Origin of the sequence: Streptomyces sp., from assembly GCF_031181555.1 — a bacterium.
GTDB classification, from domain to species: domain Bacteria; phylum Actinomycetota; class Actinomycetes; order Streptomycetales; family Streptomycetaceae; genus Streptomyces; species Streptomyces fimbriatus.
In genome coordinates this window covers 15,560-38,617 of sequence record NZ_JAPSKQ010000049.1, presented here as the reverse complement: position 1 = coordinate 38,617, position 23,058 = coordinate 15,560, and the positions used below count along the sequence as shown (strand labels likewise).

19 protein-coding genes and 1 pseudogene are annotated in these 23,058 nt (G+C 71.2%); 12 read left to right on the top strand and 8 right to left on the bottom strand.

What is annotated here, in order from left to right; genetic code table 11:
- The 10 genes and pseudogenes from RIM90_RS13155 to RIM90_RS13110 form a co-directional block, all read left to right on the top strand.
- Positions 1-740: pseudogene (locus RIM90_RS13155) on the top strand (hypothetical protein); the annotation flags it as partial.
- A gap of 91 nt (positions 741-831) precedes the next feature.
- Positions 832-1,386, top strand: a complete 555-nt coding sequence (locus tag RIM90_RS13150; RefSeq protein ID WP_309060850.1) for a hypothetical protein — start codon at positions 832-834, stop codon at positions 1,384-1,386.
- 69 nt (positions 1,387-1,455) lie between these two features.
- Positions 1,456-2,133 (top strand): hypothetical protein, encoded by a 678-nt coding sequence (locus RIM90_RS13145; RefSeq protein ID WP_309060849.1) that lies wholly within the window; start codon positions 1,456-1,458, stop codon positions 2,131-2,133.
- A 72-nt stretch (positions 2,134-2,205) separates the two neighbouring features.
- Complete coding sequence (locus RIM90_RS13140; RefSeq protein ID WP_309060848.1) at positions 2,206-3,081, top strand: LLM class flavin-dependent oxidoreductase; 876 nt, start codon at positions 2,206-2,208, stop codon at positions 3,079-3,081.
- 74 nt (positions 3,082-3,155) lie between these two features.
- Positions 3,156-3,959: a class I SAM-dependent methyltransferase gene (locus tag RIM90_RS13135; RefSeq protein ID WP_309060847.1), complete on the top strand. Its 804-nt coding sequence runs from the start codon at positions 3,156-3,158 to the stop codon at positions 3,957-3,959.
- Positions 3,960-4,944: 985 nt separating this feature from the next.
- Entirely contained in the window at positions 4,945-5,490 is a 546-nt protein-coding gene (locus tag RIM90_RS13130) for a hypothetical protein (RefSeq protein WP_309060846.1), read from the top strand.
- Positions 5,487-6,260 (top strand): isoprenyl transferase, encoded by a 774-nt coding sequence (locus RIM90_RS13125; RefSeq protein WP_309060845.1) that lies wholly within the window; start codon positions 5,487-5,489, stop codon positions 6,258-6,260. Before RIM90_RS13130 ends, RIM90_RS13125 begins: the two co-directional genes overlap by 4 nt.
- 469 nt (positions 6,261-6,729) lie before the next feature.
- Complete coding sequence (locus tag RIM90_RS13120; protein ID WP_309060844.1) at positions 6,730-8,055, top strand: PhoH family protein; 1,326 nt, start codon at positions 6,730-6,732, stop codon at positions 8,053-8,055.
- A 446-nt stretch (positions 8,056-8,501) separates the two neighbouring features.
- Entirely contained in the window at positions 8,502-9,218 is a 717-nt protein-coding gene (locus RIM90_RS13115) for a transglycosylase SLT domain-containing protein (RefSeq protein ID WP_309060843.1), read from the top strand.
- Between the two features lie 169 nt (positions 9,219-9,387).
- The gene (locus RIM90_RS13110; RefSeq protein ID WP_309060842.1) at positions 9,388-10,782 is read left to right on the top strand and encodes an AI-2E family transporter; all 1,395 of its coding nucleotides are present in this window, start codon (positions 9,388-9,390) and stop codon (positions 10,780-10,782) included.
- Between the two features lie 74 nt (positions 10,783-10,856).
- On the opposite strand, the gene RIM90_RS13105 is transcribed toward RIM90_RS13110, so the two are convergent.
- Together RIM90_RS13105 and RIM90_RS13100 are read right to left on the bottom strand one after the other, a co-directional pair.
- Positions 10,857-11,390 (bottom strand): alkyl hydroperoxide reductase, encoded by a 534-nt coding sequence (locus RIM90_RS13105; RefSeq protein WP_184818023.1) that lies wholly within the window; start codon positions 11,388-11,390, stop codon positions 10,857-10,859.
- Between the two features lie 6 nt (positions 11,391-11,396).
- On the bottom strand, positions 11,397-11,951 hold the full coding sequence (locus tag RIM90_RS13100; protein WP_309060841.1) for a peroxiredoxin: 555 nt from the start codon (positions 11,949-11,951) through the stop codon (positions 11,397-11,399).
- Positions 11,952-12,084: 133 nt separating this feature from the next.
- Here RIM90_RS13100 and RIM90_RS13095 point away from each other — a divergent pair, with 133 nt between their 5' ends.
- The gene (locus RIM90_RS13095; protein ID WP_309060840.1) at positions 12,085-13,029 is read left to right on the top strand and encodes a LysR substrate-binding domain-containing protein; all 945 of its coding nucleotides are present in this window, start codon (positions 12,085-12,087) and stop codon (positions 13,027-13,029) included.
- 84 nt (positions 13,030-13,113) lie between these two features.
- Here the strand turns inward: RIM90_RS13095 and RIM90_RS13090 are convergent, their stop codons facing one another.
- The 5 genes from RIM90_RS13090 to RIM90_RS13070 form a co-directional block, all read right to left on the bottom strand.
- Positions 13,114-15,450: an FtsX-like permease family protein gene (locus RIM90_RS13090; RefSeq protein WP_309060839.1), complete on the bottom strand. Its 2,337-nt coding sequence runs from the start codon at positions 15,448-15,450 to the stop codon at positions 13,114-13,116.
- On the bottom strand, positions 15,447-16,139 hold the full coding sequence (locus RIM90_RS13085; RefSeq protein WP_309060838.1) for an ABC transporter ATP-binding protein: 693 nt from the start codon (positions 16,137-16,139) through the stop codon (positions 15,447-15,449). Before RIM90_RS13085 ends, RIM90_RS13090 begins: the two co-directional genes overlap by 4 nt.
- Positions 16,136-16,660 carry a PadR family transcriptional regulator gene (locus RIM90_RS13080; protein ID WP_309060837.1) on the bottom strand — a complete coding sequence of 175 codons (525 nt, stop codon included), beginning with the start codon at positions 16,658-16,660 and terminating at the stop codon, positions 16,136-16,138. The genes RIM90_RS13085 and RIM90_RS13080 overlap by 4 nt, the downstream gene beginning before the upstream one ends.
- 154 nt (positions 16,661-16,814) lie before the next feature.
- Positions 16,815-17,102 (bottom strand): hypothetical protein, encoded by a 288-nt coding sequence (locus tag RIM90_RS13075; RefSeq protein WP_309060836.1) that lies wholly within the window; start codon positions 17,100-17,102, stop codon positions 16,815-16,817.
- Positions 17,099-18,034, bottom strand: a complete 936-nt coding sequence (locus RIM90_RS13070; protein WP_309060835.1) for an SPFH domain-containing protein — start codon at positions 18,032-18,034, stop codon at positions 17,099-17,101. Before RIM90_RS13070 ends, RIM90_RS13075 begins: the two co-directional genes overlap by 4 nt.
- A 271-nt stretch (positions 18,035-18,305) precedes the next feature.
- Here RIM90_RS13070 and RIM90_RS13065 point away from each other — a divergent pair, with 271 nt between their 5' ends.
- Positions 18,306-20,594, top strand: a complete 2,289-nt coding sequence (locus RIM90_RS13065) for a transglycosylase domain-containing protein (RefSeq protein ID WP_309060834.1) — start codon at positions 18,306-18,308, stop codon at positions 20,592-20,594.
- A 118-nt stretch (positions 20,595-20,712) separates the two neighbouring features.
- On the opposite strand, the gene RIM90_RS13060 is transcribed toward RIM90_RS13065, so the two are convergent.
- Complete coding sequence (locus tag RIM90_RS13060) at positions 20,713-22,839, bottom strand: SpoIIE family protein phosphatase (protein ID WP_309060833.1); 2,127 nt, start codon at positions 22,837-22,839, stop codon at positions 20,713-20,715.
- Positions 22,840-23,058 lie beyond the last annotated feature (219 nt).

Sequence of the window (23,058 nt, the reverse complement as noted above, 5' to 3'; positions counted from 1 at the left end):
AGCGCCGGGCCCAGCACCGTGCGAGGAAGATCCGCGACGCGACGAAGAAGCTGGCGCCGCAGGAGCCGGGCTGGTTCGACGAGGCACTCGACTGGCTGAACGACAACCTGCCGGACGTCCTGAGCTTTCTGGCCGGAACCGCAGGCGTCGTGGCGATCCTCTTTGCGGGACCGCTCGGGTTGGCGATGGTGGCGGTGCTGATGCTCACGGCGTCCGGGCTGAGTGCGACGGCGCTCGGTCTGCGACTCCTTGCGAATCCCGAGACGGTGGAGTCTCTGAAGGACGGCTTCACCAAAGGTGAGCTCGATGCGGACTTCTGGAGCAACCTGGTGTCGGTGGGAGCAGATACCGCCGGGGCGGTTCCCGGCCTCTCAGCGGTTGCAGCAGGAGCCAAAGGAGCTGTGAACACGCTTCGCACGAGTGGGGCAACGCTTTCGCTCGCACAGAAGGCAGTGCTGCTCGGTACCAAAACAGCGGACAACATGCAGGCCATTTCTCGGCTCGACAATCCTTTTGTCGCACGGGCCGTTCGGGGCCTCAGCAACCCCGATGCCGCAGCCAAGGCAGTGGCAGCCACGTCAGGACTGGTCGGCGTCAGTACTGCTGGATTTGGCCTCTATAACAAGATCGTGGACGCGGGCGACGACGGAATCAAGGATGAGGCCGTCGCAGGTGTCGACGGAGCGCGATTGATTCTGGACAATGCCGGAATCTTTGATGTCATCCGTCACGCCTTCTGATGTCCGAGTGAGGAGAGACGGAGTTGTGAATCCTGAAGCGTGCCGTGTGGCTTGGGACCACCCACCTAGTCGTCGGTCTTGGACAGGACACATGCTGATGAATTTCGTCGGCCTGCTGGGGTGGATCGCTTCCTGGCTCGGTCTGCTTTACGCGCTGGTCGTGTTCCTGTCTCCAGGGTTGACCTTCCTCTTCCTGCCTCCGCTCTGCTACTGTTTCTATCGACTGGTAGTGCAGTTGTGCTATTTTCGTCCAGCCCTTCGCATGCGGCGCATCATGCTGACATACCCCTGGCAGGTTCTTCGGTTCATTCCGTATGGATTGGCGGATCACTCCGAGGTCGTCAGTAAGCACTACGGGTGGTTCGAGTTCTCCAACCCAGCCCGTTCTCAGCACCGATTGCCGCTCGTCTTTCCTCGTCATCACCGTACAGAGTGGTGGCACCGCAGGATGGCACCTCGCGCCAAGTCCGTACTGAAGGCGGATATCGAGACGGTTTGGTTCGCCGGCGATCCCCGCTTCATCGGACTCATCGCTGCACCGGGTCGCGGAGGCACCCGACCTCGTCGGCTCCACGTACTCGAGCAGCGAATGGAACTGCAAGGGGGCGGCGATATGTCGAATGGGGGGCCACTGCGGAGGACATAGAGCGTAGTAGGCGCGTCGGAACCTCTCCTGCCCAACCCTGATTCACGTACGGAATCACTTGTGGCCAATTTGACAATCGTCCTCGACGACTCGTTCAACGACCCTCATGCGGAGCTCTGGTTTTTCGAGCCCGCAGGCTTCACGGCCCTTCCCCTCGACGCGCTGCTTCCTTCTCCTGATTCCCGGGCAGCGGATGATCTGCGAGCGGCGGTCACTCCGCTTCTCGACGCTGTTCCAGATGACGGAGCACGCCAGCATTTCATCGCTCAGTTCGCCACGGCACAGCGGTTGCTGGCCGCGCTCCGTGAGGTCGGCACCGTCCATTGCTCCATCGGTCTCCACCGCGACGACGTCGGTGACGTGTCCGCCGGGAACAGCAGGGTGCCGTTGTTCTCTCTCTTCACCGTTTCATGGCGGGACACCGGCGTTGCCCCGCGAGGCGTCACCGCGGCCCGTGCGGTGACGTCCACCGACGGGCACGCGCGGATCGAGTTCGCCGAACTTCCGTGCGGGCCCGCCACGTTCAGCGAGACGGTGTCGGCACCGACCCCCGGCAGCGGGCTGCCGCGGCAACCGCTCCTCCAACTGCACGCGCACCTGCCCCACCCGGACGGCAGACGCCTCGCCGTGCTCACGCTCACCACGACGGCCCAGGGGCGACGGGACGAGTACCGGGCGATTCTGCGGCTGATCGCCGAGAGCGTCGATTTCGACAATCCCCTGGGGAACGCGAGCGGCGGTGCGTGAGCAAGCCGGTGGGGGCCCGTTGCTCCGTCGACGTGGTTACTCACCCGCCCCCTGCCGGGTAGGACCCCCACCATGACCACACTCGGCGCAGTCTTCCGTCCGCAGCTCGCCCCCGAGCGTCTTCGTTCCGTTGCCCGGCTCGCGGATGAGGTGGGGCTCGAGGAGCTCTGGTTGTGGGAGGACTGTTTCCGGGAGGGCGGGATGTCGGCCGCCGCCGCCGCGCTCGCGTGGACCGAGCGGGTGCGGGTCGGGATCGGGCTGTTGCCCGTGCCCTTGCGGAACGTCGCCGTCACCGCCATGGAGGCCGCCACCCTGCACCGCATGTTCCCCGGGCGCGCGATCCTCGGCGTCGGACACGGGGTGCAGGACTGGATGGGCCAGGTCGGGGCGAGAGCCGAGTCGCCGGTGACCCTGCTGCGGGAGCACCTCGTCGCGCTGCGGGGCCTGCTGCGAGGGGAGCGGATCACGACCGACGGGCGGTACGTCAAGCTCGACGACGTCGCCCTCGACTGGCCGCCGGAGCACGAGGTCGAGGTGCTGGCCGGGGCCACCGGGCCGCGCACCGTGCGGCTCACCGGTGAGGCCGCCGACGGCACCATCCTCACCGCCACCACCTCACCGGAAGGTGTCCGGCACGCACGCCGGCTCATCGACGAGGGGCGCGTCGCGGCCGGTCGCGGCGCCGAGCCGCACAAGGTCGTCGTCTACCTGCTCGCCGCCACGGGACCCGGCGCCGGCGAGCGGCTGCGGGCCGAGCTGGTCGCCGAGGGCGTCGGCGCGGAGCCGGACCTCGGGGTCGCCGGGGACGCGGGCGCCGTCGCCAAGGCGGTCCAACGGCTGGCCGAGGCCGGGGCCGACTCGGTCGTCCTCCAGCCGACCGGCGACGAACCGGACCCCGAGGGCTTCGTGCGGTTCGTGGCGGAGGACGTACGGCCGCTGGTGTCGTGACCCGGACGTGACCCGGACGTGATCCGGTCGTAATCCGGCCGACGAGGCGCATCCCGGTCCTGCATGATCGGGGCATGTCGGACAAGCGGACCCGTTCTTTTGACGATCTCGTCGCGGAGGGCGCCTCCGTCCCCACCGAGGGATGGGACTTCTCCTGGTTCGAGGGCCGGGCCACCGAGGCCAGGCCCTCCTGGGGGTACGCCGTGTCGATGGCCGAGCGGCTGGGCCGGGCCGGTGCCGCGCTGGACATCCAGACCGGGGGAGGGGAGGTGCTCGAGTTCGCCCTCGCCAAGGCCCCCCGGCGTCCCCCGCTCACCGTCGCCACCGAGGGATGGCCGCCCAACGTCGCCAAGGCCACCGCCCTGCTCCGGCCCCGCGGTGTCGCCGTGGTCGCCTCGCCCGAGGACGCGCCGCTGCCCTTCGCCGACGGGGCCTTCGACCTCGTCGTCAGCAGGCATCCCGTCGAAGCGCGCTGGGCCGAGATCGCCCGGGTGCTGGAGACCGGCGGCACCTACTTCGCCCAGCACGTCGGGCCCGGCAGCGTCTACGAACTCGTCGAGTACTTCCTCGGGCCGCAGCCGGAGGAGCGGCGCAACGCCCGGCACCCCGACCGCGAGCGGCGGGACGCCGAGGCCGCCGGGCTGGAGGTCGTCGATCTGCGGGCCGAACGGCTCCGCATGGAGTTCCACGACATCGCCGCCGTCGTCCACTTCCTGCGCAAGGTCATCTGGATCGTCCCGGGCTTCACCGTCGAGGCGTATCTGCCGCGGCTGCGCGCCCTGCACGAGCGGATCGAGACCGAGGGGGCGTTCGTGGCCCACAGCACCCGCCATCTCATCGAGGCGCGCAAGCCCGGCCCCGGCCGGACGGCGCGGTGACGACAGCGGTGCCTGCCCTCTTCCCTTCCCGTCCCTCTCGTTCCTCGCCGCCCTTCTCGTCCCCCTTGCCCCCCTTGCTCTTCTCGTTCTTCTCGCTCTTCTTGTTCGTTCTTGCGGCGAGTCGAGGTCGGAGTTTCCGCATCGTTATCGGGGGCGGCTCGCCTCCGAGGCCCGGCATCACGTAAGTTCAGACCAAGGTAATTCGCGCAAGCAAAGCTGCGCGGGCGGCACCGCGCGGTGGAGGGGGCTGCGCGGTGCCCGTGCCCCGCATCCCGCCGTACGCCGCTCGCCGCGGGGCGGGTCAAGCCGGCGTTCGGCGCCGGGTCACCCGTCGGGGGGACGGCCGGAAGGGTTGTCGCGATGCGGGTCCTGTGGCGTCACATCCTGCACAGTCGCCTCTCGGCGCGCGTTTTTCGGCGGAATACCGCTGTGTTTCGGTCACGCGGGCGGCCTGAACGGCGGCTTCCGCGGACGCCGAGGCGTCGTCATCCGATTCCGGAGAGTAGTTGTGGCACGCCGATGCACGCAGCATCACTTACGAAGGGTTATGGTGGAAACCCCCCCTCGGGCCGGTCCGTCTCCCCCCCACGGACCGGCCCGTTTTTCTTCTCCGCTCCGACCCCCTGGCTGGAGTCCCGGGCATGTCGACGAGCATCCGGCCCCGCCATCCGTACCGCGGCCCGACCGGCCCGGTCCGTACGGCCGGTACGGACCGCCCGGCCGACCCGGTCGGTGCGGCCCACCAGGCCCGCACGGCCACCCCGGTCAGTACGGCCTGCCCGCCGCGCCCGGTCAGTCGCCCGGCCCCCACGGTGCTCCGGGCCACCCCGTCCATCCCGCCCACTCCGCCCCCCACGCCCAGGCGCCGGGCTTTCCGTCGTATCCGGCGCCCGGAGCAGCCCAGCCGTATCCGGCGGCCGGTGTTCCGCCCCACGCCCGGGCGGCCGGCGTCCCGCCGTACCACGACCCGTCCCGGCCCACGGTCATGCCCGGCACCGTGCGGGCCGCCCAGGTGGTGATCTTCGCGACGACCGGGCTCGGGGTGCTGCTCACCGTCCTGGCCGGTGTCGCCGCCGGTGCCGAGGCGGCGGGGCGGTTCCTCGGGACGTACCTGATGGCCCTGGTGCTCTTCGTCCTGGCGTTCCGGTACCCGAAGGCGGGCAACGGCGTGCGGACCGCCTCCATCGTCCTGGCCTCCCTCCAGATCCTGTTCGCCCTCAGCGCGACGGCGCGGGGCGTCCCGCTGGGCGTCCTGCCGCTCGGCAGCGCGGTCGCCGTCATCGTCCTGCTCGGACAGGGCGGCGCGGGCGACTGGTTCCGGCGGTACCGCGCAAACGGTGTGCCGCCGCAGCACATCCGACAAACGCATCACCCCCGGACTTTGGGGACCCCCGCCCCGGCAGGGGTAGGCTTCGCCTCCGGGGACCGCCACACGGACAGGGGCCGCCCGCGGCCGGGAACGGGCCGCGCCGCGTGCCGCGGCGGGTGCCGTCCCTGTCCGATCCGTACGGAGGGGCTGACGATCACGTGAACCTGCGCGACAAGCTGCGCGGCCTGCTGGTCAGGCTGTACGCGCGCCGGGTGGAAGGCCACCTGGACACCGCTCAGGTGCCCAAGCACATCGGCGTCATCATGGACGGCAACCGCCGGTGGGCGAAGGCCGCGGGTTCCAGCACCGTCCACGGCCACCGGGCCGGTGCCGACAAGATCGAGGAGTTCCTCGGCTGGTGCACCGAGACGGACGTCGAGGTCGTCACCCTCTGGCTGCTGTCGACGGACAACTTCGACCGGCCGAAGGAGGAACTCGTCCCGCTGCTCGGCATCATCGAGGACGTGGTCCGCACCCTCGCCGCCGACGGACGCTGGCGAGTGCACCACGTCGGGACGCCCGACCTGCTGCCCTCCGGGATGCAGACCACCCTGAAGGAGGCCGAGGAGGCCACCGCGCACATCGACGGGATAGTGGTCAACGTCGCCATCGGATACGGCGGCCGCCAGGAGATCGCCGACGCGGTGCGGTCCATGCTGCTCGACGCCCACGAGAAGGGCGTCTCGATGGACGAGCTCGCCGAGGCCGTCGACGTCGACATGATCGGGCGTCACCTCTACACCCGCGCCCAGCCCGACCCGGACCTCGTCATCCGCACCAGCGGCGAGCAGCGGCTGTCCGGATTCATGCTCTGGCAGACCGCGCATTCGGAGTACTACTTCTGCGAGGTCTTCTGGCCGGCCTTCCGCAAGGTCGACTTCCTGCGCGCGCTGCGCGACTACGCCGCCCGCCACCGGCGCTACGGCGGCTGACCGGCCCCGGCCGACCGCCTTCCCGGCGTCCCCCGGCGTTCCCGCAGGTCACCGGCCCCCGCACGGGCCCGTCCGGGCCCCGGAGCGTGTCCGTCCGGGTCCGCCCGGCCTCCCGCGCGGGACTGCCCGCGCGTGCCCGCGCACCCGGGCCGAACGCCCCGCGTAACGCGCAATTCACCAGCGCGCCGTCATATGCCGTGGCATGGCGGGGCTTGTTCGAGGGCATAACCCAGACAGGTCGACACCCGAACCACGGGTGTCGGATCTCAGCGGGCGGCATGGGAGCCGTCCGCCCGGGAGGCCCTTTGCATCAGCCCCACCGTGTGGTCACGGCACGGAAGAAGCAGCGGAGGGCCGGTTCTCGGCCCGCTGCGCATGGGGGCCGTTCACCGGCCGCGTTGTTCCCGCCCGCCCGGCCCAGCATCCACTCCGTCGCTCCCCGACCTCATCCGAGGGGGTACGTCCTTCCGTGGTGACCAGCGCAAAGCGCCACAAGCCCGACCGGCGCACCTATGTTCTCGACACCAGCGTTCTGCTGGCCGACCCGAACGCCCTGAACCGCTTCGACGAGCACGAGGTCGTGCTCCCCATCGTCGTGGTGACGGAACTGGAGGCCAAGCGGAACCATCCCGAACTCGGCTATTTCGCCCGTCAGGCGCTGCGTCTGCTGGACGACTACCGGGTGCGGTACGGCCGTCTCGACGCCCCCATTCCGACCGGGGACCTCGGCGGAACCGTGCGGGTCGAGCTCAACCACTCGGACCCCAGCGTGCTGCCCAGTGGCTACCGCCTGGGGGACAACGACTCCCGCATCCTCGCGGTCGCCCGCAACCTGCAGGCCGAGGGGTTCGACGTCACCGTCGTGTCGAAGGACCTGCCGCTCAGGATCAAGGCGTCCTCCGTCGGTCTCCTCGCCGAGGAGTACCGCGCGGAGCTCGCCATCACGGACGCCTCCGGCTGGACCGGCATGTCCGAACTGACCCTTCCCGGCGAGCAGGTGGACATCCTCTTCGAGGAGGGGCACGTGTACGTGCCCGAAGCCGCCCAGCTGCCCGTGCACACCGGGCTGACCATCCAGTCGGAGCGCGGCAAGGCGCTGGGGCGGGTCACCGCCGAGGGCAACATCCGGCTGGTGCGCGGCGACCGGGAGGTGTTCGGCATCAAGGGCCGCAGCGCCGAGCAGCGGATCGCGCTCGACCTGCTGCTCGACCCCGACGTCGGGATCGTGTCCATGGGCGGCCGGGCCGGCACCGGCAAGTCGGCGCTGGCGCTGTGCGCGGGGCTCGAGGCGGTGCTGGAGCGCCGGCAGCACCAGAAGGTGATGGTCTTCCGCCCGCTGTACGCGGTGGGCGGGCAGGAGCTCGGCTATCTGCCCGGCACCGAGGCGGAGAAGATGAGCCCCTGGGCGCAGGCCGTCTTCGACACGCTGTCGGCGGTCACCAGCCGTGAGGTCATCGAGGAGGTCACCGCGCGCGGCATGCTGGAGGTCCTGCCGCTGACGCACATCCGGGGCCGCTCGCTGCACGACGCGTTCGTGATCGTGGACGAGGCGCAGTCGCTGGAACGGAACGTCCTGCTGACCGTTCTGTCCCGTATCGGGGCCGACTCGCGGGTCGTTCTGACCCATGATGTCGCCCAGCGGGACAATCTGAGGGTCGGCCGGTACGACGGTGTGGTCGCCGTCGTCGAGAAGCTGAAGGGTCACCCGCTCTTCGCGCACGTCACCCTGACGCGGTCCGAGAGGTCCCAGATCGCCGCCCTTGTGACCGAAATGCTCGAAGACGGGCAGATCTGACCCGCGGGTTCCAGCAAGAGCCGTTTACGCGGTAGTTGGCGCCGTCCGGAAAGGCGTAGAGCCTAGCCGGGCGGCGCCGGCGCGTGTGTGGCTTTCCTGGATTCCCCGGGAGCGAACGGGGTGTGAGCTTTCACACGCAACGGGGAATTGCCTTGCACCGTCGGGTTACGGCAGAGTCTCACTCCTGTCAGGCCCCGCATACGACACACCTGTACCCCTGGGGTACCCCCACACTTTTGTTGTGGGGCAGGTACGGCACCACGGCAAGACACTGTTTCAACTGCATAGCGTCGTCGTATGCCGCCCGAGCAGCACGCGGCGCTCCCTCCGTGGGAGTTGCCCACCGGGCCCGTGCCTCCCGTGACCCGCAGTTGGGGAGGCCAGTGTCAGGGGCACGATTGCGTCCGCGAGGGTCACCGAAGCGGGCGATGCTGGAAGGAAACCGTGTGAGCCGGATCTCGGTCCGGGGATTCGCAGTGGCCTCGGCCACCGCGGTCACCGCTGTCGGAAGCGTCGTCGGCGTTGCCTCGGGCAGCACCGCGCAGAACAACGACGCCGAAGCGACGGCAAGCGGCACCACGCTGCTCGCGGACATCCCCGCGGGCCAGCAGGCCCAGGTGCAGACCGCGTCCCTGACGCAGCAGGCCGAAACCATGGCCATCGCCGCGGACGTGAGCGCCAAGAAGGACGCGGAGGAGGCCGCCCGCAAGGCCGCCGCCGAAACCGCGATCGCCAAGAAGGAGGCCGCCGAGAAGGCGGCGAAGGCGAGGGCGAAGGCGGAACAGGAGGCGAAGGAGCGCGCGGAGGCCAAGACCGCCGCCAGCCGCTCCGCGACCCGCGACGCCTCCGACATCGCCGTCCAGAGCTCGTACACGGTCGCCGAGGTGCAGGCGATCGCGCGCCAGATGGTGCCCGCCGACCAGTTCCAGTGCTTCAGCAACATCGTGGACCACGAGTCCACCTGGAACTACCGCGCCGTCAACCCCTCCTCCGGCGCCTACGGCCTGGTCCAGGCGCTCCCGGGCTCCAAGATGGCCTCCGCCGGCGCCGACTGGCAGACCAACCCGGCCACCCAGATCAAGTGGGGCCTCAACTACATGAACGACCGCTACGGCAGCCCCTGCGGCGCGTGGTCGTTCTGGCAGGCCAACCACTGGTACTAGAAGCCCCGGGAGCCACCCGGCTCCCCCGGTCCTCCGGTCCGGTCCCCCGGCCGCCGCTCAACCCCGGCACAGCCCCGCACCGTCCTACGGTGCGGGGCTTTCGCCATGTACGGTCTGACCGATGACTCCAGGGGGAGTGGTGGGGAGCAACGGGGGAAGAGGACGGATCATGTCGCGAGTGCCAGGGTGGCTCGGCCGGGTCGGAGCCCGACTGACCGAGGTCAGCAAGCGGTTGGAGGAGCGACGCGCCGAGGTGGAGCGGGGCGGCCGGGAGGACGAGGAGTCCGAACGGGAGACCGTCCCGCAGTCCGTGCCGCCGCCGCCCGACCACGCCCCCCTGGTCCCGGCCCGGCCCGATCCGGCGCAGGCCGTGCCGTGGGGGGTGCGGGTCGCGGCCGAGGCCGGCTGGCGGCTGCTGGTGCTGGCCGGCACGGTCTGGGTGCTCATGCGGGTCATCAGCGCCGTGCAGCTGGTGGTGCTGGCGTTCGTGATCGCGCTGCTGCTCACGGCGCTGCTGCAGCCGACGGTGGCGCGGCTGTGCCGGATAGGGGTCCCGCGCGGACCGGCCACCGCGCTGACGGCACTGTTCGGGTTCGTCGTGATCGGCCTCATCGGCTGGTTCGTGACCTGGCAGGTCATGGAGAACATCGACCACCTCTCCGACCAGGTCCAGGACGGCATCGACGAGCTGCGCAACTGGCTGCTCAACAGCCCCTTCCACGTCACCGACAAGCAGATCAACGAGATCGCCAAGAACCTGCGGGAGGCGGTCGGCGCCAACACCGAGCAGATCACCTCGGCGGGCCTGGAGGGCGTGACGGTCGTCGTCGAGACGCTCACCGGCCTCCTGCTGGCGGCCTTCTCGACGCTGTTCCTGCTCTACGACGGCAGGCGCATCTGGGAGTGGTCGCTCAAGCTCGTCCCGGCCGCGGCCCGTCCGGGTGTCGCCGGCGCGGGGCCGGCCGCGTGGCGGACGCTCACGGCGTACGTGCGCGGCACGGTGGTGGTGGCCCTGATCGACGCGATCTTCATCGGCCTCGGCATCTACTTCCTCGACGTGCCGATGGCGGTGCCGCTCGCCGTCTTCATCTTCCTGTTCTCCTTCATCCCGCTCGTCGGTGCGGTGGTCTCCGGAGCGCTGGCGGTGGTCGTCGCGCTCGTCACGCAGGGCGTGTTCACGGGCGTCATGACGCTGGCGGTGGTCCTGGCGGTGCAGCAGATCGAGGGGCACATCCTCCAGCCGTTCATCCTGGGCCGCGCGGTGCGCGTCCACCCGCTCGCGGTGGTGCTGGCGGTCTCCACGGGCGGCATGGTGGCCGGCATCGGCGGCGCGGTGGTCGCCGTACCGCTGGTCGCGGTGACCAACACCGTCGTCGGCTACCTGCGCGCGTACTCCCAGGAGGCGGCCGTACGGCAGGCCGTCAGGCCCCGGGGTGCGACGGCGATGTCATCGGCGCACGCCCCCGCGCCGGCGCCCACCGGCACGGAACCGCCGACTCCGCCTCCGGCAGCTCCGCCGGCTCCGCCGGAGGAGAAGCGGACGGGGGACACGCCCGACCGGTAGCGGACCTCCGTAGACGACAGCGGGCCCGTCCACCACGACCGGTGGACGGGCCCGCTGCGCGGACGGGCGCGGTGTCACTCCGCGAGGGCCGCCTCCGCGTCCAGCGTGGCGGCGACCGCCTGGATCACCGCGGCGATCTTGAACGCCTCCTGGATGACCTCACGCTCCACGCCGGCCTTGCGCAGCACCTGCTCGTGGGAGTCGAGGCACATGCCGCAGCCGTTGATCGCGGAGACCGCGAAGGACCAGAACTCGAAGTCGACCTTGTCGACGCCCGGGTTGCCGATGACGTTCATCCGCAGACCGGCGCGCAGGTTGCCGTACTCGTGGTCCGACAGCAGGTGACGGGTGCGGTAGAAGACGTTGTTCATCGCCATCACCGCGGCGGCGGCCTTGGCGGCCGTGTACGCCTCCGGCGACAGGTTCGCCTTCGCCTCCGGCTCCAGCTCGCGCAGCACGATGGCCGAGCGCGAGGCGATCGCCGTCGACAGCACCGTGCCCCACAGCTGCTGGGCCGGGAGGTCGGAGTTGCCGATGACCGAGCCCAGGTTGAGCTTCAGGTCCTTGGCGTAGTCCGGTATACGGGACTTCAGGGAGTCGAGCGACATGTCAGGTCACTCCCCGGCCAGCAGCGCGACCGGGTCCAGGGTCTCGTCGCCCTTGGACCAGTTGCACGGGCAGAGCTCGTCGGTCTGCAGGGCGTCCAGGACCCGCAGGACCTCCTTCGGGTTACGGCCGACGGAGCCGGCGGTCACCATCGTGAACTGGATCTCGTTGTTCTGGTCCACGATGAACACCGCGCGCTGGGCGAAGCCGTCCTCGCCCTCGATGCCGAGGGCGCGCATCAGCTCGTGCTTGGAGTCCGCCATCATCGGGAACGGCAGGTCACGCAGGTCGTCGTGGTCCTTGCGCCAGGCGTGGTGGACGAACTCGGAGTCACCGGAGAAGCCGAGGATCTGGGCGTCGCGGTCGGCGAACTCGTCGTTCAGCTTGCCGAAGGCCGCGATCTCGGTCGGGCACACGAAGGTGAAGTCCTTGGGCCACGCGAAGACGACCTTCCACTTGCCCTCGTAGGTCTTGTGGTTGATCGTCTCGAACTCCTTGCCCTTCTCCAGCGAGACGCAGGCGGTCAGTTCGAACTCGGGGAACTTGTCACCGACAGTGAGCACAGGCTCTCCTTGCAGCGAAGAAACACCCGTTTTGCAGGTGTTTCCCATGGGTTGGACCTTATTGATGTTGGCACAGGGTGCATTGATTAGTGAAATAGCTACACTCGGTCGTGTTGATCGGAGGTAGCTATTGGTGACTGTGCGTAAAAGGCGCAGGCAACCCAGCATCGCGCAGTTGCGTGCCTTTGCCGCCGTGGCCGAGCATCTCCACTTCCGGGACGCCGCCGCGGCGATCGGGATGAGCCAGCCGGCCCTGTCGGGCGCCGTGTCGGCGCTGGAGGAGGCACTCGGTGTCACGCTCCTGGAGCGTACGACGCGCAGGGTGCTGCTCTCACCGGCCGGCGAGCGGCTCGCCGCCCGCGCCAAGGCGGTGCTGGCGGAGGTCGGGGCGCTGGTGGAGGAGGCGGACGCGCTGCGGGCGCCGTTCACCGGAGCGCTGCGACTCGGTGTGATCCCGACGGTGGCACCGTACCTGCTGCCCACGGTCCTGCGGCTGGTCCACGACCGCTACCCGCACCTCGACCTCCAGGTGCACGAGGAGCAGACCGCCAGCCTGCTGGACGGGCTGGCCGGCGGCCGGCTCGACCTGCTGCTGCTCGCGGTGCCGCTCGGGGTCCCGGGGGTGACCGAACTTCCCCTGTTCGACGAGGACTTCGTGCTGGTCACGCCGGTCGGCCACGGGCTCGGCGGCCGGGAGGGCATCCCCCGCACGGTGCTGCGCGAGCTCAACCTGCTCCTCCTGGACGAGGGCCACTGCCTGCGCGACCAGGCCCTCGACATCTGCCGCGAGGCCGGAAGCGCGGGGGTCGCGGCCACCACGACGGCGGCGGGACTGTCCACGCTCGTGCAGCTGGTCGCGGGCGGCCTCGGCGTGACGCTGCTGCCGCGCACCGCCGTCCAGGTCGAGACCACCCGCTCCGGCCGGCTCCTCACCGGCCGCTTCGCCGATCCGGCCCCCGGCCGCCGCATCGCCCTCGCCATGCGCACGGGCGCGGCGAGGGCGGCGGAGTACGAGGAACTGGCGGCGGCACTGCGCGAGGCGATGCGGGACCTGCCGGTACGGATCGTGCGGGACTGACCCGCGGCACGCCTTCCGGACCTTCCCGGGCCTTGTGCTCTTCCCGCACCTCTCGCACCTCCCGGCCCTTCCGGCCGCCGGGGGCTACTCCGTGCGCAGGCCGTCCGGGCGCATCATGCGCAGCAGGGGCGGCAGACTCAGCAGGGTCACCACCACGACCACCGCCGCGCCGATCCCGGTCATCTGCAGCACGCTCGGCCAGTCCACGCGGACCGACGTCGCGGTCATCCGCAGCAGCACCGCGCCCAGCGTCATGCCCACCGCCGACGCCAGCAGCAGCCCCAGCCCGATCGGGATCGCCGTCTGCCACAGCACCGACAGGCTCAGCGTGCGCCGCCGGGTGCCGAAGGCGACCAGGGACGACAGCAGCTTGCGGCGCTCGCGCAACTGCTCCAGCTGGGAGACCAGCAGGCTGGCCCCGATCAGCGCGAGCACGGCCGTGGCGCCGGCGAACAGGCCGGTGCGGATGGACGCGTAGCGCTCGGAATGCTCGGTGGTGGACCAGTCCATCGGGTCGGCCAGGGGATCGATCGTGGCCGCCGTGTTGCGCGCGTACTCGCGGGCGTGCGGCACCGAGTCGTCGATCGCCAGGTACAGCTCCCCGCTGACCGCCTGCGCCATGCCCGCGGGCATCGCGCCCGGGGTCATCAGGAAGCCGTTGCGCCTGGTGCCGGTCGGGTCCTCGATCGCGTCGGCCTGCCCCACCCCCTCGGGGAGCGTCCAGACGACGGTCCCGGTCTCGCCGGAGTCCTCCTGCGTCTCCAGGTACAGCTTCCGGCCGGGCTCGTTCAGCGACGCCGTCTCGTCGTCGTAGTCGCCGCCGCGGAGCACGAACGCGTCACCGTCCCGGCAGTCCGGCAGTTTCGCGACCTCCCGCAGGGTGGCGCAGTCGCCGATGGTCAGCAGTGCGCCGAGCTGCGGTTCCTTCGGCGGCGGCGTGTCGTGGAAGTAGCCCTCGGACAGGGCGTGGACCCGCCGCACGCCCTCGGTCCGTTCCAGCTTCGCCGCGGCCGCGGCGAGGTCCGTGCCCTCGGGCACCCGTATCTGCATCTGGGCCCGCGACACGTCGTAGCCGGTGGCCTCGGTGTAGTCGCTCTCCACCCCGGCGAACAGCATCTGCAGCGCGATCGCCCCGGCCACCGCGACCGCGATGCCGTTGACCATGCGGGCCGCCGCACCGCTGCTCAACTGCAGCCGGCGCACCGCGAGTTGCCAGGACAGGCTGCCCCGTCCGAGCCGGGCGACGACCGTCTCGACGATCCACGGCAGCAGCGCGGTCACCCCGACGAGCAGGCAGATGACGCCGCCGACGACCAGGTACTGGTTGAAGTCCCCGTTCTCCCGGCCCTGGCCGATCATGGGGGTGAGCATGCCGATCCCGCCCAGCGGCAGCAGCAGCCGCCACCACAGCCGGCGCCGCGCGGGGCGTGCCGCGCGCACCACGCCCAGCGGTTCGATGACCACCGAGCGCAGCGCGAGCAGCGTCACCAGCACCGCGGCCGCCGGGACCGCCACCGCGACCAGCAGGACCAGCAGCGGCGAGGGGTTCAGATAGCTGGGGAACACGCTGACGCCGAACACCTCGAAGGAGGCGGCGACCTCCCGCCCGATCAGGAAGAAACCGGTGCCGAGGACCAGCCCGAGCAGTGCCCCCGCGAGCGCCTCGCCCGCGGCGATCCGCCGGGTCGCCCGGCTGTCGGAGCCGACCAGCCGCAGCGCCGCCAGCCTGCGGTCGCGGCGTTCGCCGCCGAACCGCACGGCCGCGGCGATGAACACGGCGACCGGCATCAGCAGCACCACGAAGACGACCAGGACCAGGAGGACCAGGACCGGGTCCGTCTCCTCCTCCGTCGGGTGGGGGTTTCCGAACTCGTCGATGCGGGCCACCGTGGAGCCGTCGATCCGCTCCGCGAGCCCCTCGGCGCCGGCGTAGTAGGCGAGTTCCTGCGAGCCGATGAGCCCCTGCTCGCCGATCGTGCCCACGACGTCGTACGGCAGCCGCTCGCGCAGCAGCTCGCCGCGGTCGGAGTCCAGCAGCTCCCTCAGCGCCGGGGAGACGACCATCTCACCGGTCGCCGGGAACTCCTCCAGGCCGGGCGGCAGCGGTGCCTCGGCGCCCTCCGGCTCCATCAGCCGGCCGCGGACGTTCCGGTCCAGGTAGGTGGTGTCGATGTCCGCGACGACCAGGGTGTCGTCCGCCTTGGGCATGACCTCCTGGGCGAAGGTGTAGTCGAGGCGCGCCTCCTCGCGCCGGTTCCGCTCCGCCAGTGCGCCCGGCAGGGCGGTGGTGAGCAGCAGCAGCGCCACCCCCAGTCCGACGCCGACGGCGGTGAGCAGCGCCCTGACCCATCCCTCGCGTCCGCCGGCGAAGGCGAACCGGGTCCCCATGGCCAGATCGCGGGCCCACTGCCGCGCCCTCATATGACGCGCTCCATGTCCCGGGACCTGCCGTCGCGTACGACGATCTCGCGGTCGGAGTACGCGGCCACCCGCGCCTCGTGCGTGACGAGGACGACGGCGGCGCCCGCGGACCGGGCGGCGTCGGTGAGCAGTTCCATCACGCGCTCGCCGTTGAGCGAGTCCAGCGCGCCGGTCGGCTCGTCGGCGAACACCACCCGCGGGCCCGTGACCAGCGCCCTGGCCACGGCGACCCGCTGCCCCTGACCGCCGGAGACCTCGCCGGGCCGCTTCTTGCGGACGTCGTCGACCTCCAGGCGCTCCAGCCAGGTCAGCGCCGCCCGTTCGGCCTCCTTGCGGGGGGTGCCGTTCAGCCGCAGCGGCAGGGCGACGTTCTCCACGCAGGTCAGCTCCGGCACGAGCTGCCCGAACTGGAAGACGAAGCCGAACTCCGAGCGCCTGAGCGCACTGCGCCCGGCGTCGTTCATCGCGGTCAGCTCACGCCCGTCGTACGTGATCGACCCGGAGTCGGGCGTGACGATACCGGCGAGGCAGTGCAGCAGCGTCGACTTGCCCGACCCGGAGGGTCCCATCACGGCGACGACCTCGCCGGGGTGGATGGAGAACGCGGCGCCGTCGAGCGCGGTCGTCGGGCCGTAGGCCTTGCGCAGGTCCTCGGCCGCGAGCAGGGTGCCGGCGGGGGCGGAGGTCATCGGGCCACCGCCTCACGGAGCTTGTCGAGGCGCGCCGCGGTCAGCTCCAGCCAGCGCAGGTCGGCCTCCAGGTGGAACAGGGCGTGGTCGCAGATGAGCTGGTCGGCCAGGTCGCCCTTGCGCTTGCGGTCGGTGAGGATCCGCATGCCGCGCAGATGCTCCGAGCGCTGCGTGTCGAGGATGTCGGCGGCGTCGCGGCTGGTGAGCAGGGCGAGGACGACCTTGGTGTAGAGCGTCGACTGCAGGTACGGCTCGGGCTTCTCCGGTGTGGCGAGCCAGCGCTCGACATCGGTGATGCCGGCCTCGGTGATCGCGTACCTCTTGCGCTCGGGGCCGCCGCCGGACTCGATGCCGTCGACTTCGACGAGCCCGTTCTTCAGCAGGCGGGACATCGTCGAGTAGACCTGGCCGTAGTGCAGCGGCCGGTCGTGACCGAACTTCTCGTCGAAGGCCCGCTTCAGGTCGTAGCCGTGGCGCGGGCCGGACTCCAGGAGCCCCAGAAGGGTGTGACCGATGGACATGCCGAGCACTCTACACACCGTGTATACGCCCTGTGTATACGCCGAGTGTGCAGACCGTGGCGGGGGGTGCGGGGCCCCAGGTGGGAGCCGATTGTCACGGTTCTGTCACTGGGGCCGGATGCCGGGGCGGTCGTCGGGGACGGGCGGCGGGTGGTCACCCGGGGGAGTCGCCGGGAGGGCGGCGGGCAGGGGCGTCCGGTGGTGGTGCGGGTGGGCGGCCGCGGCGGGGGAGGGGGCCCGCCTCGCCGGGGAGGCGGCCCGCCTCCGCGAGTGCCCGGCGCAGCAGGAACTCGATCTGGGCGTTGGCCGAGCGCAGCTCGTCGTTGGCCCAGCGGGCCAGCGCCTCGTACACCAGGGGGTCCAGCCGCAGCAGCACCTGCTTGCGCTGCTGCGGCCTGCGCCGAGGGGCCGTGCCCTCGGGGGAGTCCGAGGGGCCGGTCACTGGTAGAGGGTCCCGGTGTTGAGGACCGGCTGCGCGGAGCGGTCCCCGCACAGCACCACCATCAGGTTGGACACCATCGCCGCCTTGCGCTCGGGGTCCAGCTCCACGATGTCCTGCTCGGCGATCCGGTTCAGCGCCGACTCGACCATGCCGACGGCGCCCTCCACTATCTGCTGCCGCGCCGCCACGACCGCACCCGCCTGCTGCCGCTGGAGCATCGCCGAGGCGATCTCGGGGGCGTAGGCGAGGTGCGTGAAGCGGGACTCGATGATCTGCACGCCGGCCGCCTCCACGCGGGCGTGCAGTTCGACGGCGAGCTTCTCGGTGATCTCCTCGGCGTTGCCGCGCAGCGAGAGGCCGTCCTCGTCGTGGGCGTCGTAGGGGTACTCGATGGCGATGTGCCGGACGGCCGCCTCGGTCTGGGTGGAGACGAACTCGACGTAGTCGTCCACCTCGAAGGTCGCCTGGGCGGTGTCCTCCACCCGCCACACCACGACCGCGGCGAGCTCGATCGGGTTGCCGTACGCGTCGTTGACCTTGAGGACGGCGGTCTCGTGGTTGCGCACGCGCGTGGAGATCCTGGTGCGCGAGGTGAAGGGGTTCACCCAGCGCAGGCCGTCCTGCCGGATCGTGCCCCGGTAGCGGCCGAAGAGCTGGACCACCCGCGCCTCGCCCGGCGCCACCATGTTCAGCCCGCACATCGCGAGGAACGCGGCGAGGGCGACGAGGATGCCGCCGATGATCAGCACGGCCTTGGCGCCGGCCCCGGTGACCGCCGTGGCGGTCACGATCAGCCCCGCGCCGATCAGCAGCCCGACCAGCCCGAGCAGCAGCGCCAGCCCGCCCCCGATGCTGTGCGCCGCGAACTCCCGCACGCGCGGAGCCGGCATCTCGGGCACGTCGGCCGTGACCTGCGTGTCGTGTGCGGACATGGGTGATCCCCCGTTTCTTCGGGCGCTCTCCGTGCGTGAGGTGCACGGCTAGCGCTGGACTATCTAAGTGATATCACTTTATCGCATCCCGGCAACCTTGTGCCTCTCCCGTACGTCGGTTCCGTTGGGGTGGGTGCTGATTGTCACGCCCGTAAAGGCCGGATCGGCGGCCCTTTGTCATAGCTCCCGGTGTTAGCTTTCTGAGCTGACCTGAGCGGCGAACCTGTGTGGCTGCCGAGCACACACGAACGAAGCGGAGCGGAACGGACGCATGGGACGAGCGGAAGAAAGACGCGCACGACAGCGCGGTGGGCGCCGTGCGGCACCCAGGGGCCGCCGTTCGTCCGGAGCGGCCGGGCGCACCGGCATACGCCGCCTCTTCACCTGGAAGAAGATCGTCGGCACGTTCTTCGGGCTCTGCCTGCTCGGCATGGGCGCCTTCATCGTGCTGTACATGATGATCGACATCCCCGAGGGGAACGCCGACGCCAAACGGCAGAGCAACGTCTACAAGTACAGCGACGGCTCGATCATGGCCCGCGACGGCGAGGTCAACCGCGAGGTCGTCGACCTGGCGCAGATACCCAGGCCGGTCCAGAAGACCTTCGTCGCCGCCGAGAACAAGACCTTCTACAGCGACGCCGGCGTCGACCTGAAGGGCACCGCGCGCGGCCTGCTCAACACGCTCTCCGGCAAGGGCGCGCAGGGCGGTTCGACGATCACCCAGCAGTACGTCAAGAACTACTACCTGACGCAGGAACAGACCGTCACGCGCAAGCTGAAGGAACTGGTCATCTCGCTGAAGCTGGACCGGGAGAAGCCCAAGGACTACATCCTCGCCGGCTACATCAACACCAGCTACTACGGCCGGGGCGCCTACGGGATCCAGGCCGCCGCCCAGGCCTACTACCGCGTCGACGCCGAGGACCTCACGGTCGAGCAGGGCGCCTACCTCGCCGCACTGCTCCAGGCACCGAGCCAGTACGACTGGGCGGTCGCCTCCGAGAACGGCAGGCAGCTGGTCAAGAACCGCTGGAACTACGTCCTGGACAACATGGTCGAGGAGGGCTGGCTCGACCGGTCCGAGCGGTCGGGCATGGAGTTCCCGGTGCCCAAGGAGCCCAAGGGCGACCCGGGCATGGCGGGCCAGACCGGCTACCTGGTGGACGCGGCCAACGCCGCGCTGAAGAAGCAGCTGGTCGCCGAGGGCGCCGCCGAGGACGCCAAGCAGGCCGACGCGCTCGTCGACGCCGGCGGCTGGACCATCACGCTCAACATCGACAAGAAGAAGCAGGCCGCGCTGGAGAAGGCCGTCAGGACCCAGCTCACCGACAAGCTGGACCCGGACGAGCGCAAGGTCGACGCGGACGTCCAGGCCGGCGCCGTGTCCGTGGACCCGAAGACGGGCGCGGTCGTGGCGATGTACGGCGGCGTGGACTACCTGAAGCACTACTTCAACAACGCCACCCGCGACGACTACCAGCCCGCCTCCACCTTCAAGCCGGTCATCCTGGCCGCCGCCGTGGAGGAGCAGGCGAAGACGCAGGACGGGCAGCCGATCACGGCCAACACCCTCTACGACGGCACCAGCGAACGCCCGGTCGTGGACAACGGCCGGAAGGTCGGCTTCGCCCCCGAGAACGAGGACGACCGGAACTACGGCGACATCACCGTCCAGACGGCGATGAACAAGTCGGTCAACTCCGTCTTCGCGCAGATGGGCGTCGACGTCGGCATGGAGAAGGTGATGGAGACCGCCGGCAAGCTCGGCATGGACGTCGAGGGCCTCCAGGCGGTGCCCGCGCAGACCCTGGGCTCCATGGGCGCCAGCCCCCTGGAGATGGCGGGCGTCTACGCCACGCTCGACAACCACGGCAAGAAGACCACCCCGACACTCGTCAAGTCCGCGGAGCACCGCAGCCGGACCGTCACCGTGCCCGACGCGATCGGCGAGCAGGTCATCAGCCGCGAGGCCGCCGACACGGTCACCTCGGTGCTGACCGGCGTGGTCGACGACGGTACGGCGCGCCGGGCCGTCCGCGACAACCCGCTGCGCGACGGCCAGCAGGTCGCCGGCAAGACCGGTACCTCGGACGACAACAAGTCGGCCTGGTTCGCCGGCTTCACGCCCGACCTGGTGACCACGGTCGGCCTGTTCGGCGAGGACGACAAGCCGCCGCACAAGCAGGTCAAGATGTACGGCGCGGGCGGCGAGCCCCGGGTCAACGGCGGTGGCTTCCCGGCGCAGATCTGGGCGGCGTACACCTTCGGCGTGATGGAGGAGACCAGCAGGTTCGACCTGGAGACGAGCCAGGGCGCGGCCGTGAAGCCGTCCTGGACGCCGTCGGCGACGCAGTCGCCGTCGCGGACGCCGAGCCAGGAGCCGACCACCGAGGAGCCGACCACCGAGCCGCCGTCCCGGACCCCGTCCCAGACGCCGACGACGCAGCCGCCGAGCCAGACCCCGACGACGCAGCCGCCGACGCAGCCGCCGACGACCCCGCCGACCTTCGAGATCCCGGAGAACCCGGACGATCCGGAGCCGGACCGGCAGGAGTAGACGGGGAAGGGACGCGGCAGGACGTCAGGGGCGCCCGGTGGGATCACCGGGCGCCCCTGACGCCGTTCGTACGGCCCGGCCGTGACCCACCGGGTCCCGGCCGCGGGCCGACCGTGACTCAGCCGTGGTTCAGTTCGAACCACACCACCTTGCCCGTGCTCAGCCGGGTCGCGCCCCACCGCCGGGCCAGCCGGTTCACCAGGTACAGCCCGCGCCCGCCCTCGTCCGTGGCGCGCGCCTGCCGCAGCCGCGGCAGCTGCGGCACGTCGTCGCCGACCTCGCAGCGCAGCACGTCGGTGCGCAGCAGCCGCAGCGTGACCGGCCGGGTGGCGTACCGCACGGCGTTGGTCACCACCTCGCTGACCAGCAGCTCCACCGAGTCGCTCAGCTCCTCCAGGCCCCAGCGGGACAGCGTCCGCCGCACCAGGCGACGGGCCCGGCCGGGAGCGGCGTCCTCCGGCTCCAGGAACCAGTACGCCACGTCGCTCGGCGCGATCCCGTCGAAGCGGGCGGCGAGCAGCGCGATGTCGTCGTCCCGGTCGCCCGGGCCGAGCATGTCCAGCACCTCGTCGCACAGCGCCTCCAGCGGCGGCGGATGGTCCGGGCCGGTCAGCTGCGCGGTCGCGGCGAGCTTCTCGCGCAGCTGCTCGATACCGGTCCACACGTCCCGCAGCCGGGACTCCACCAGGCCGTCGGTGTACAGCAGCAGGGTCGCCCCGGCGGGCGCGTCCAGCTCCACGGCCTCGAAGTCCACCCCGCCGACGCCGATCGGGGCGCCCGCGGGCACCCGCAGCACCTCCGCCCGGCCGCCCAGGTGCAGCAGGACGGGCGGCGGGTGTCCGGCGTTGGCGACGGTGATGCGGTGCGAGACCGGGTCGTAGACCGCGTACAGACAGGTCGCCATGCGGTCCACGCCGAGCCGCTGGGCCTGCTCGTCGAGGTGGTGCAGCACCTCCTGCGGCGGCAGGTCGAGCCCGGCCAGGGTCTGCGCGGTGGTGCGCAGCTGGCCCATGATCGCGGCGGACGTCATGGAGTGCCCCATGACGTCCCCGACGACCAGGGCGACCCGGCTGCCCGGCAGCGGGATGGCGTCGTACCAGTCGCCGCCGACCCGCGCGGTCTCCGCGGCCGGCAGGTAGCGGGACGCCAGCCGCACGCCGGTGCAGCGGGGCAGGTGCTCCGGCAGCATGGTGCGCTGCAGCTCGTCCGCGATGTACGCCTCGCGCCCGTACAGCACCGCCTTGTCGATGCCGAGGGCGCTGTGCGTGGCGAGCTGCGCGGCGACCAGCAGGTCGTCGGCCTCGAACGGGATGCGCTCCGGGCGGCGCAGGAACAGCGCGGCGCCGATCACCCGGCGCCGGCCGCGCAGCGGCGCGAGGATCGCGCGCTGTCCGTCCGGTACGGCCGCGGCGCCGTCCTCGCCGAGGAGTTCGGGCAGCGCGGCGCGGGCGGCCGGCGCGTCCGTGAACACCGGCCGGACGCCGCGCAGCACCTCGGCGAGCGCGCTGCCGGGCCGCACCGTGCACAGTTCCTCGCCGACCGAGTCCAGCTCGTTCGGCTCCGGCGGGGCGATCGGGGCGAACCCGCCCTCGGTGTCGCGCTCGGCGGGGATCCGGTCGCTGCGGCGCAGCCGCAGCACCAGCGGGCCGGTGGGCCGCTCGTCACCGACCGGCAGCGGCTCGCGCAGATAGACCAGGATCGTGTCGGAGAAGGTGGGCACGGTGGCCCGGCACAGCCCCATCACGATCTCGTCCAGGTCGATGCCGCGGGCGATCCGCCGGGTCGCCGCGCCGACGAACCTCAGCCGGTCCCCGTCCCGCCGCATCGGCGTGGGCCGTCCGGGCGTGGTGACCTGCCCGGTGCGGCGCTCCCGGCCGCCCTGCCCCTGCGCCGGGCGGCCGTCCTGACCCGCCGCCGGCTGGACCGGGATGCCCTCGGGCGCGGGCCGCGGCCGGTGCGTGTCCGGCTCGGCACCGGGGCCCGCGCCCGGCTGGGAGTGCTCGGAGACGGGGCCGGCGGCCGTGTCCTGGCCGGAGGCGACCGTGCCCGGCGACGCGGGGGGCGCGGCCCCGGGAGCGGCGGACTCACCGCCGGAGCGGGCCTGCGCCGGTAAGGCGGCTCCCGTGCCCGGCGCGCGGACCGGTTCCTGGGTACGCACGAGTGCCCCGCGGGGATCCGCGGGGTCCACGCCCGGCTGCGGGCGGTCGAAGGAGGTCGGCTGCTCCGTCACGCGTGTGAAGTCCATCCGTCCGGGACTGCGCGTCGTGAGCGCAGTTCGTCCCGCCGAAACTCCGATACCCGCAATACGTGCCTCAGGAACGGAATTCCCGCGTGGTCAGAGGTTGCCCCTGTGCCGCCGGCCGACCTTTCCCGGCCCGTACCGGTGTTGCCGTACCCCTCGCTCACGTCCTGCCGCCCCTCGGTGACGATCGGTCAAGCCCAGCGACTGTTCCGTTGGTTGCTG